Below are 8381 nucleotides of genomic sequence, written 5' to 3' on the forward strand. Positions count from 1 at the left end.
TGGAGAACGCAATACTCAGAAGGGGAAACGATGAACACCAGGGCGGGTGATGCGGTCCGGCGCGCATTGGAAGGGCGGCAGCGCGAGGCGGCGGAGGAGGTCGAGCGGATCCTGGCGGCGGCGGTCAGGGTGATGGAGCGGGTGGCCCCTCAGACGCCCCGGATCAGCGACATCGTGGCCGAGGCCGGCACCTCCAACAAGGCGTTCTACCGGTACTTCGGCGGCAAGGACGACCTCGTCCTCGCCGTGATGGAGAGCGGCGTCGGGAGGCTGGCCTCGTACCTCGAACACCAGATGGCCAAGGAGGACACCCCGGCCGGGCGGATCACCCGCTGGATCGAGGGCGTCATGCTCCAGGCGGCCGACCCCGGGGTGGCCAGCGCCAGCCGGGCCGCGCTGACGCAGCTCTCGGTCGCCGGCGATCGCTGGATGGTCGACCCGGGCATGACGGCGCCGCTCCGGGAGTTGCTGATGGGCCCGCTTACGGAGGTCGGCAGCGCGGATCCACGACGGGACGGCGCCGCCGTCTTCGAGGTCGTCTTCGGGACCATGCGACGTCATCTGGCCGGCGGCACCCGGCCGGAGCCGGGCGAGACCGAGCACCTGGTGAGGTTCTGCCTGAACGCGGTGACCCCGCCGCAGCCCTGACCACATGTGTCAGAGATCTGACCTTCTGTCACGCCGTCCGCACCGGAGCGCGACAGCGTACGGGGATACGTTGACGCAGCAGCTCCGCTCTGCCTAGATTTACATCGATAGACTTACGTCCGTCAAAGGATCCCGTCGCGGGCGGTGCGGATCCGCCAGGAGACAACGATGACACGTAAGGCCCTCCTCCTCGTCCACACCAATGCCGTGAGCCCGGAACGAGAAGCCGAGTTCAACACCTGGTACGAGCAGGTCCACATCCCGCAGTTGCTGGAGCGCATCCCCGGCATCGTGAGGGCCAGCCGATTCGCGGCATCCCCCTCCGGTCCGCCCACCGAGCAGCGCTACCTGGCCCTCTACGAGATCGAGGCCGAGGATCCGGCCTCGGTGCTGGGTGCCATCGGCGAGGCGGCCGCCGCCGGTAAGCTCGACATGTCGTCGGCGATGGAGGGTCGGCCTCCGGTGATGGCCCTGTACGAGCCGACGCAGAACGCCTGAGCGCCTCGCACCGCTAGGCCGCCTCGGCGGCTGCGACAGCCGGGCGGCGCGGGGGCCGCAGCCGAGCCGGTCGACCGCCCGCCCGCGGACGGCGACGTGTCCAACTGCGGGACCATCGTGAGGAAGAAGACCGAGATGAGCTCGAACGACGCCGTGCTCCTGGAAGAGCCGGCGCCAGGCGTACGGCTGATCACGCTCAACCGCCCCGGCGTGCGCAACGCCATGACCGCCGAGGTGACCGCCGCCTGGTCTGACGCGCTGGCCACGGTCGCCCAGGACGACGAGGTGCGGGTGCTCGTGGTCACCGGGGCCGGGAGTTCGTTCTGCTCGGGCGCCGATCTCTCCTGGCTCGACCAGGGATCGGCGCGGGACAACACGCCGGACCGGATGCGGCGGCGGATGTTGCCCTTCTACCGGACCTGGCTCGCGCCGAGGGAGCTGCCCTTCCCGGTTATCGCCGCTGTCAACGGGCCCGTCGTCGGCGCGGGGCTGTGCCTGGCTCTGGCATGCGACCTACGGTACGCAAGCACCTCCGCGAGGTTCAGCACGCCGTTCGTCTACCTGGGAACCCATGGCGGTATGGCGGCGACCTGGCTGCTCCAGGAGGCGGTCGGCGTGCCGCGCGCACGCGATCTCCTCTACACGGGCCGCGAACTGCCGGCCGACGAAGCCGCCCTGTGGGGACTGATCACCGCAGTGGCGGACGACGCGCTGGCCCACTCCCTTGATGTGGCGCGGCGCATCGCGAGCGCCTCGCCGATCGCGACCCGGCTGACGAAGGCCGGGCTCGAGCAGTCGGCCAACGGACTTGCCGCGTCACTGCAGTGGGAGGCGCTGGCCCAGCCGGTGACGATGGCGACCTCGGACATCCACGAGGGAATCCAGGCCAAGAGGGAGCACCGCGCTCCCCTGTTCATGGGCGACTGACGGGCCGGCTCCCCGGAGTTCGCCCGGAAAGGTGCCGGCCGGGCCCTACCGGCCCGGCTGCGGTCCGAGGCGGACGAGTCCTTCCTGCGCGACCGTCGCGACGAGGGTGCCACGGCGGTCGAAGACCGTGCTGCGGCACAGCGCCCGGCCGCCGCCGGCCCACTCCCCCTCCTGCGCGCAGAAGAACCAGTCGTCGCCGCGGAAGGCGCCGTCGTGGAACCACACCGTGTGGTCCAGGCTCACCGCCAGCAGCCCCGCCTCGCCCATCCGCAGACCGTGCGGAGGAAGGGCCGCGGCCAGGAGGAACATGTCCGACGCCAAGGCGAGGGTGCAGGCGTGCAGGAGAGGGTCGGCCCCCAGGGGCTCGCGCGCCCGGAACCACACGCCGTGCCGGGACGGTGCGGTAGTGCCGCCGACCGCTCCCGGCGGGGCGCCGGCGAAGCGCATGTCGAACGGGAACGTGGCTCGGACGCCCCGGTACCACTCCCTCGACCGCGCGTCCGGGAGCGATTCCTCCGGAGTGGGCAGCGATTCCGGGTCGGGCGCGCCGAGCTCCGCCCTCTGGTGCGCGGGCCCGGGCTCCGGGCGATGGAAGGAGGCCGTCAGGTGGAGGAGTTCCGTCCCCCGCTGGACGGCGACGACCCGGCGGGTGGCGAACGCGGCGCCGTCCCGGACCGCCTCCACCCGGTAGTCGACCGCACCTGAGCTCTCGCCGGAGCGCAGGAAGTGGGCGTGCAGGCTGTGCACCCTGTGGTTTTCGGGGGCCGTTCGTCCCGCCGCCCAAAGCGCCTGTGCCACGGTCTGGCCACCGAACAACCGCACCGTGCCGATACCCGAGCCAACGGCGCGGAAGCCGGTTGCCGACGAGCGCTCCAGGTCGAACAGGCCGGCCAGGCCGACAGCGGCCGACTCGGCCCGGTGACCTGACGGGGCGTAGTCAACACCGCTCAGCTGTGCGGCGGATCCCGTCTCCTCCATACGCATTCCTCTCCGCTCGTCCGTGCGCCACGACCGCACCGTCCGGTCCCGCTTCGGACGCCGAGCCGAGGACCGCCGATTCACCCAGCTATCGGAAGCCTTGCCGTAACGCGCACGACACTAGCGCGCCCGGCTGCGGTGGGGTAATACTGTGCCAACCGCTATCAACATTTCGAAGTATCGAAATGAATTGGCGATCTCAGCCGCCATGCTGGTTCCTCCGCTCGGAGGGTTTCGTTCCGACCGAGCCGAGCCCTCCGACATCCGCCAACGAGCGAGCTCGTCCACGACCCCCGGACGAGTGTCCTCCCCTGACGAGTTGTCGCCCCACACACCACCCGCGCCGGCGCCGTCCCCGGCACGCTCCGCACCGCATGTACTCAAAGGAGAGGCCATGACCGATGTCGGCAAGCTGACCCAGCCCGACGTGGAAGATCCACCTGAGCAGAAGCAGCGATCCACGGCGCACTATGTGCTGGTCACGGTCGCGGTGATGATGATGATGGAGGCGACCGTCTTCTCCGCCCTCATGTTCACCAACATCCTGCACAACATGATCCCGCCCTTCACCCCGGGTCAGTTGCCGTGGATCGTGACCATCACCTTCCTGGTCGGCAGCGCACTGCAGCCGCTCGCCGGAAAGCTCTCCGACGTGTTCGGTTACAAGAAGCTGTTCATGGCAGCGGTGCTGCTCTTCCTCATCGGCTCACTCCTCGGGGCGCTGACGTCCACGTTTCCGATGATGATGGTGGCACGAGTCCTGCAGTCATCCGTCATCGCACTGCCCGGCGTCAACTACGCGTTCTTCCGCGAGTACCTGCCCAAGCGGATGGTTCCCATCGTGATCGGCCTGAGCGCGACGGGAGTCGGGGTCGCCGTCGCCATAGGGCCGATCATCAGTGGTGCCCTGGTGGGCTCGTTCAGTTACCACTCGGTCTTCTGGTTCTGCTCCCTCTACATGCTCGTCCTCGCGCCGATCGTGTACTTCGGCGTTCCCGACGTCGGGCGCCGGAGCAGGCACAGGATCGACGTCGCGGGCGCGGTCGTGCTCACCCTCGGCATCGGCATGCTGCTGTTCGGCTTCACCCAGGGCTCGAGTGAGGGGTGGACGTCGATCGGCACGCTCCTGCCCTTCGCCATCGCGGTGCTCTCGTTCGTCGGGTTCGTGGTTCTGGAGAACCGCCTGCCCGAACCGCTGATCGACATGAAACTGCTGGCGGCTCCGGCGCTGCGGACCTCGCTGCTGATAGCGCTGTTCGCGTCGGTCCCCACGTCTTCCGCCGGATTCCTGATCCCGCAGATGCTGGAGAGCCATTCCGGCGGCGGCGTGACGTACGGAATGGGCCTGTCCTCGTTCCATGCGGGTCTGTTCGGGTTGTTCACAGGTGTCGTGACCATCGTCTGCGGGCCGCTCGGCGGCTACCTGTGCCGACGACACTCGCCGCGACTGGTCGTCCTGCTGTGCTCCGTCATCGGCGTCGTCGCCTCGGTGGTGATCGCGTTGGCGCACTCCCACCTGTGGGAGTACGCGATCAGCATGATGCTGTTCGGGATCGCGACGGGCTTCTACTACGCGGGGACGGTCAACCTGGTCATCGAGGCCGTTCCGCCGCGTCTCACCGGTGTGAGCGGCGGGCTGCAGGCGACCACCTCCGCACTCACCGCCGGTGCCGCGCCGGTGCTGGCGACCGTGGTGCTCGCGCTCTACGTGGTGGGGGGCACCAGCCCTGCCTACGCCGGAAAGGGCTACACCTACGTCTTCCTGGGAGTGGCGGCCCTCGGTGCGATCTCCGTCGTACTGAGCTTGTTCATGCGGCACGGTCGCGCGCAGGCGACCGGCGGCGCGGCGGTGGCGGACTGACGCCTCGCGGCCCGACGCCCCACCGCTGCCGCCCCGACCGGGAGGTCGGGGCGGCAGCGGTGCCTGTGACACAGCTGACAGGGCGGACACAGTTCGGCGGCATGGACGGAAAGCCATACTGTAAGTAGGTTGATAAGAAACCGTGCGACGTGCCTTCCGACGAGTTCCGCGGATCTGGAGTCCGGCGCACCCAACCAAGGGGCCGCCGTGTCGTACGAGCCGGACAGCATCACCGTCACCGGAAACGTCCAGCGCCAGGCGTGGCTGGACCGCGTCGTACCCCCGGTGGAACAGGTCAGGCCCGGCCTGTGGTCGATCCCGACGGTGTTCCCGAACAACCCGCTGCGCTACGTGCTGAGTTATGCGGTCGGCTACGCGGGAGGAGTCGCGCTCGTCGACACCGGATGGCCGTGCGAGGACGCCTGGGACGGCCTGGTGGCGGGTCTCGGCGAGGCAGGTTGGGACATCACCGATGTCCGGGCCGTGCTGGTCACCCATGGCCACGCCGACCATTTCGGCCTGGCCCGCCGTGTCCGCGAGGTCAGCGGAGCATGGATCGGGATGCACGAGGCGGATGCGGGCCCGCAGCGGGAGTTCGCCGGCTTCGACTCCTTCAAGCAGGCCAACGACGCCTGGCTCGCCCACCGGGGTATGTCCCCCGACCTGGCGACGGGCGTCGATCAACCGCATCCGGGGATGTTCAAGCGGTTCGACGTGGTGCCCGACAGGCTGATCCAGGACGGCGACCGGCCGCTGGGGCCGGGCTCCTCGCTCTCGGCGATCTGGACCCCCGGCCACACTCCGGGGCACATCTGCTTCTTCGACGCGGAGCGGAACCTGATGCTGACGGGAGACCACGTCCTGCCCAGGATCACCCCGAACATCAGCCCCGCGCCGGGCGTCGAGGACGACGTCCTGGGCGACTACTTGTCCTCGTTGCTGCTGTTGACGGAATACGACGACGCCGAGGTCCTGCCGGCGCACGAATACCGGTTCACCGGTCTGAGCCGCCGCGTGCACGACCTTCGGCGCCACCACCGCGACCGCCTGGCCGAGGTGATCGACGTGGTCCGCGCCGAACCCGGTGCGGACACGGTCACCGTCACGGCCGGACTGAAGTGGAGCCGGTCCTGGTCGCAGATGCAGGGCCCGCCCCGCCGCTTCGCGATAGGCGAGGCCTACGCACACCTCGTCCATCTGGCTCGCACGGGCTCCGTCGTCAACAAGGGCGTGGACGTCGACGCCTGGCACCTGGTCCGCGATTCGCTGCCCGACCTCGGCTGAACCGGCCCGGGGCGGGGGCGCCGGCCCGCGCGCCCCGCTACCACGTCGGGATCGCCACGTCGGACTCCTCGCCGGCAGGCTCGGCGGCCTGTCGCGGGCGCGGGCGGCGGCGAGCGGACGCCGGCCGGGAGGGCGCGGACGCACCGGGGAGCCCGTCCGGACCCGGTCCGGGGGCCAGCGCGCGCATGTCGTCGATGAGCGCGTGCAGCACGTCGTCCCGCAGCGTGTAGAAGAAGTTGCGGCCCTCCTTGCGGACGGCGAGCAGGCCCACCTGCACCAGGATCTTCGTGTGGTAGGAGATCGTGGGCTTGGACACCTCCAGGGTGTCCTCCAGGGTGCTGGCGGCGAGCTCATCGACCGCGGCGACCTGGGAGACGATGCTCCAACGCACCGGATCACCCAGGGCCTTGAAGACGTCCGCGGGACCGAGCTCCGGTGACGCCGCAGCCTGCCGCAACCGGCTGGTCCCGGCGATCCTGGCCATGCGTGCCGCCCTTCGCTTCTGTCGCTGCTGCGGCCCCATGCTATCGCCGGGCACCGCGCGGTGATCGACGGTGGGCGGCCAATCCCGCGCTTGCTACATTGACTCTCTATTACTATCGAAGTATCGAAGTATCCTGTCCGACTCGCACAGCCGGACGCGTCGACTCTCCCGGAGGTCCTGCAGATGCCCGATGACGCCGTGCCCTCACCCCGCAGCATCTACCTCGACGGCACATGGCACGCCGCCGACTCGGGTGCGGAGTTCGATGTGACGAACCCCGCCGACGGCACCGTGCTCGGGCGCGCCGCCGACGCCGGCGCCGCCGAGACCCGCCGGGCGATCGAGGCGGCGAGCCGCGCGTTCCCGTCCTGGTCGACGGCGACCGCCTACGAACGGGCGGCCGTCCTGGAGCGCGCGCACCGCGCCATGACCGACAACGCCGAGCGGCTGGCCCGGCTGATGACCCGCGAACAGGGCAAGCCGATCCGTGCGGCCCGCAATGAGGTGCGCTACGCCGCGGACTTCCTGAGCTGGTACGCGGAGGAGGCGAAGCGGGTCTACGGCAGCACGATCCCCTCGTCCCGCCCCGGTCACCGGTTCCTGACGATGCGCCAACCGGTCGGCGTGGTCGCCGCGATCACACCGTGGAACTACCCGATATCGATGATCACCCGCAAGGTCGCGCCCGCGCTGGCCGCAGGCTGCACCATCGTACTGAAGCCGGCCGAGCAGACCCCGCTCTGCGCTGCCGCGGTCGTCGACCTGCTGCACGAGGCCGGCGTTCCGGCGGGCGTGGTCAACCTGGTCACCACGAGCGACCCCGGCCCCGTGGCCGATGCCATGCTGGCGGCCCCGGAGGTGCGCAAACTGACGTTCACCGGGTCCACCGACGTCGGCACGATGCTCAACGCCAAGGCCGCGCGAACGGTGAAGCGGGTCTCGCTGGAACTGGGCGGTCATGCTCCGTTCATCGTGTTCGGTGACGCGGACCCCGCGCGGGCGGCGAAGGGTCTGGGCCTGGTCAAGTTCCTCAACAGCGGGCAGGCCTGCATCTGCCCGAACCGCGTCTTCGTCCAGCGTGCGCTGCTCGACGGCTTCCTCGACGTGCTGGTGGAGCGGGTGCGGGCGATGCGGGCGGGCAGCGGGCTGACCCAAGGCGTCACCATCGGACCGCTGATCGACGCCGCCGCGATGGCGAAGATGCGGCGTCAGGTCGCCGACTCGGTGGACAAGGGCGCCAAGGTCCTCGCCGGCGGCGAGCGGCTGCTCGGCGAGGGCTTGGCCGGTGGACAGTTCTTCGCGCCCACCGTGCTCACCGGAGTCTCGCCCGACATGGATGTCTACTACGAGGAGACCTTCGGCCCGATCGCCCCGATCATCCCGTTCGACGACGAGGACGAGGTGGTCGCGATGGCGAACGACACCGCGTACGGGCTCGCCGCCTACGTCTACACCAACGACCTCTCTCGCGCTCTCCGCGTCTCCGAGGCGCTGCGCTTCGGAATCGTGGGCATCAACGACATCAACCCGACCGGTGCCGCAGCGCCGTTCGGCGGGATCAAGGAGAGCGGTCTGGGCCGCGAGGGCGGCCCACAGGGAATCGACGAGTACCTCGACACCAAGCTGGTCGGTATCTCGCTCTGATCGGCAGGGACAGACAGACGCCACGGTGCCGGTACCGCCCGCGGGCGGTACCGGCAC

The 8381-nt window shown here is 69.8% G+C and carries 8 protein-coding genes; 6 read left to right on the plus strand and 2 right to left on the minus strand.

The annotated features are described in order from the left end of the window. Window positions 1–30 precede the first annotated feature (30 nt). The 3 genes from ACFXJ5_RS39040 (at window position 31) to ACFXJ5_RS39050 (ending at window position 2073) form a co-directional block, all read left to right on the plus strand. Window positions 31–648 (plus strand): TetR/AcrR family transcriptional regulator, encoded by a 618-nt coding sequence (locus ACFXJ5_RS39040; protein WP_384642541.1) that lies wholly within the window; start codon window positions 31–33, stop codon window positions 646–648. A 168-nt stretch (window positions 649–816) separates the two neighbouring features. Beyond that, the gene (locus tag ACFXJ5_RS39045; protein ID WP_384642544.1) at window positions 817–1146 is read left to right on the plus strand and encodes a hypothetical protein; all 330 of its coding nucleotides are present in this window, start codon (window positions 817–819) and stop codon (window positions 1144–1146) included. Window positions 1147–1281: 135 nt separating this feature from the next. Then, window positions 1282–2073, plus strand: coding sequence for an enoyl-CoA hydratase/isomerase family protein (locus ACFXJ5_RS39050; protein WP_384642546.1), 792 nt, complete (start codon window positions 1282–1284; stop codon window positions 2071–2073). A gap of 45 nt (window positions 2074–2118) precedes the next feature. On the opposite strand, the gene ACFXJ5_RS39055 is transcribed toward ACFXJ5_RS39050, so the two are convergent. Beyond that, the gene (locus ACFXJ5_RS39055) at window positions 2119–3051 is read right to left on the minus strand and encodes an acyl-CoA thioesterase (RefSeq protein ID WP_384642549.1); all 933 of its coding nucleotides are present in this window, start codon (window positions 3049–3051) and stop codon (window positions 2119–2121) included. 394 nt (window positions 3052–3445) lie between these two features. Between ACFXJ5_RS39055 and ACFXJ5_RS39060 the strand changes: the two genes are divergently transcribed. Together ACFXJ5_RS39060 and ACFXJ5_RS39065 are read left to right on the plus strand one after the other, a co-directional pair. Continuing rightward, complete coding sequence (locus ACFXJ5_RS39060) at window positions 3446–4912, plus strand: MFS transporter (protein ID WP_384642552.1); 1467 nt, start codon at window positions 3446–3448, stop codon at window positions 4910–4912. Window positions 4913–5119: 207 nt separating this feature from the next. Further along, the gene (locus ACFXJ5_RS39065; RefSeq protein ID WP_384642555.1) at window positions 5120–6196 is read left to right on the plus strand and encodes an MBL fold metallo-hydrolase; all 1077 of its coding nucleotides are present in this window, start codon (window positions 5120–5122) and stop codon (window positions 6194–6196) included. 37 nt (window positions 6197–6233) lie between these two features. On the opposite strand, the gene ACFXJ5_RS39070 is transcribed toward ACFXJ5_RS39065, so the two are convergent. Beyond that, window positions 6234–6680: an ArsR/SmtB family transcription factor gene (locus tag ACFXJ5_RS39070; protein ID WP_384642557.1), complete on the minus strand. Its 447-nt coding sequence runs from the start codon at window positions 6678–6680 to the stop codon at window positions 6234–6236. A gap of 183 nt (window positions 6681–6863) precedes the next feature. On the opposite strand from ACFXJ5_RS39070, the gene ACFXJ5_RS39075 reads away from it, so the two are divergent. Then, complete coding sequence (locus ACFXJ5_RS39075; RefSeq protein ID WP_384642560.1) at window positions 6864–8324, plus strand: NAD-dependent succinate-semialdehyde dehydrogenase; 1461 nt, start codon at window positions 6864–6866, stop codon at window positions 8322–8324. Window positions 8325–8381 lie beyond the last annotated feature (57 nt).

Origin of the sequence: Streptomyces sp. NPDC059373 (assembly GCF_042751495.1) — a bacterium.
Classification (GTDB): Bacteria; Actinomycetota; Actinomycetes; order Streptomycetales; family Streptomycetaceae; genus Actinacidiphila.

What these genes read in the sequence shown, in the direction of transcription:
- ACFXJ5_RS39045 (WP_384642544.1), top strand. Translation starts at nt 817, where the DNA reads ATGACACGTAAGGCCCTCCTCCTCGTCCACACCAATGCCGTGAGCCCG.
- ACFXJ5_RS39060 (WP_384642552.1), top strand. Translation starts at nt 3,446, where the DNA reads ATGACCGATGTCGGCAAGCTGACCCAGCCCGACGTGGAAGATCCACCT.
- ACFXJ5_RS39040 (WP_384642541.1), top strand. Translation starts at nt 31, where the DNA reads ATGAACACCAGGGCGGGTGATGCGGTCCGGCGCGCATTGGAAGGGCGG.
- ACFXJ5_RS39070 (WP_384642557.1), bottom strand. Translation starts at nt 6,680, where the DNA reads ATGGCCAGGATCGCCGGGACCAGCCGGTTGCGGCAGGCTGCGGCGTCA.
- ACFXJ5_RS39075 (WP_384642560.1), top strand. Translation starts at nt 6,864, where the DNA reads ATGCCCGATGACGCCGTGCCCTCACCCCGCAGCATCTACCTCGACGGC.
- ACFXJ5_RS39050 (WP_384642546.1), top strand. Translation starts at nt 1,282, where the DNA reads ATGAGCTCGAACGACGCCGTGCTCCTGGAAGAGCCGGCGCCAGGCGTA.
- ACFXJ5_RS39055 (WP_384642549.1), bottom strand. Translation starts at nt 3,051, where the DNA reads ATGGAGGAGACGGGATCCGCCGCACAGCTGAGCGGTGTTGACTACGCC.